Origin of the sequence: Acinetobacter stercoris, assembly GCF_900323515.1 — a bacterium.
Taxonomy (GTDB): Bacteria; Pseudomonadota; Gammaproteobacteria; order Pseudomonadales; family Moraxellaceae; genus Acinetobacter; species Acinetobacter stercoris.
This window is the reverse complement of sequence record NZ_OOGT01000379.1, coordinates 1-1,563: the sequence shown is the minus strand read 5'-3', so window position 1 is coordinate 1,563 and position 1,563 is coordinate 1. Positions and strand designations below refer to the sequence as shown.

2 protein-coding genes are annotated in these 1,563 nt (G+C 33.5%); both read left to right on the top strand.

Going from position 1 to position 1,563, the window contains the following annotated elements; genetic code table 11:
- The first annotated feature begins 65 nt into the window (after positions 1–65).
- Entirely contained in the window at positions 66–491 is a 426-nt protein-coding gene (locus tag KPC_RS19660) for an RDD family protein (protein ID WP_121975986.1), read from the top strand.
- Positions 492–494: 3 nt separating this feature from the next.
- Positions 495–1,496: an alpha/beta hydrolase gene (locus tag KPC_RS19655; RefSeq protein WP_121975985.1), complete on the top strand. Its 1,002-nt coding sequence runs from the start codon at positions 495–497 to the stop codon at positions 1,494–1,496.
- Positions 1,497–1,563: the final 67 nt, after the last annotated feature.

The window sequence follows — 1,563 nt, the reverse complement described above, 5'->3', positions numbered from 1 at the left end:
GTTAAAATTGTTTAGGATAAAAAGATAAGCAAAAGATAAATTTTCATTCAAAAAGTAGGTTTTTTATGGATTATAAATACGAATATGCGGGCTTCTGGATTCGTTTATTGGCCACAATTATCGATACAATTATTTTACTGGCGATATTAATTCCTCTTTCCATAATTTTAGACGCAACTGGTAGTGGTGTAGAAGAAATTCAGCCACAAATTTCTATTTCTGAACTTGCGTGGCAATTACTTTGTGCAGTTGTTTATATCATTTTTTGGGTAAAATGCTCTGGAACTCCAGGTAAACTTTTATTACGTTTAAAAGTGCTTGATGAAGCGACAGGAAACAAAATAAGTATAACGCAGGGGATTATTCGCTATCTTGGCTATATCGTTTCGGCGATCGTATTTTGTATCGGGTATTTCTGGATTGCATTCGATTCAAAAAAACAAGGCTGGCATGATAAAATGGCAAAAACAGTTGTAGTTAGAGAACTTTAGCATATGTCCAAAGCACTTAAAATCACAGTCTATAGTTTATTAATTGCGACCAGTATTAGTTTAAGTGCATGTCAAAATGTGAAGACCAATAGTAAAGTGATTGCAGGAGCATTTAATACATCAACACATTTTCAGCGTTTTATGATGGATAAATATGCACCAGAAAATGTACATGTTCAAAATAATATTCAATATCAAGAAAATCCGGTTTTAAATTTTGATTTGTATCAACCTGAAAATATAGAAATCTTGGGAAAACGTCCTGTAATCGTATGGGTACATGGGGGAGGATGGGTTTCAGGAGCGAAAGACAATGCCCGAGGTTATTATAAACTTCTTGCAGCACAGGGATATAACGTTATTTCTATTGATTATCAATTAGCACCTGAGGTTGTTTATCCAACTCAGCTGCATCAAATTAATCAGGCTTTACAATATATTACGCGACATGCAGAGCAATATAATCTTGATGCACAGTCAATTTTTCTTGCGGGTGATTCGGCTGGCGCAAATATGGTGAGCCACTACGCAGCCTTATTAACAAATCCAGTTTTTGCCCGATCATCAGACTTTGTTCCCTTGATTACAGCCAAGCAGTTAAAGGGACTGATTTTACATTGTGGTATTTATGATATGGCATCATTCATTACTACAGCACCTGATGAGATTTCCATTATCGAATGGGGAGTCAATAATATGGTTCAAGCATATACCGGTAATCAGAAAGACAATCTTGAGTTTCTAAAACAAATTTCTCCGATTCAACACATTACATCAGATTATCCACCAGTATTTATTAGTGGTGGAAATAAGGATTTTTTAACAAAAACTCAGTCAGCTCCATTTGTTGATGCATTGAAAAAAAACAATGTTTCTGTTGTCCCTGTATTTTACCCTGACTCAAAAGAATGGTTAATCCATGAATATCAATTTTTTTTGGGAAAAGATGCCAGCCAAAATACGTTTAATTTAACTTTAGTTTTTTTAAAGGAAAAGAGCAGTTAATTTGTTTTAAAATTTTGATTTAGAATATTGATCAATTTTGAATAATTTTTTAAGTTGTATTTAATAT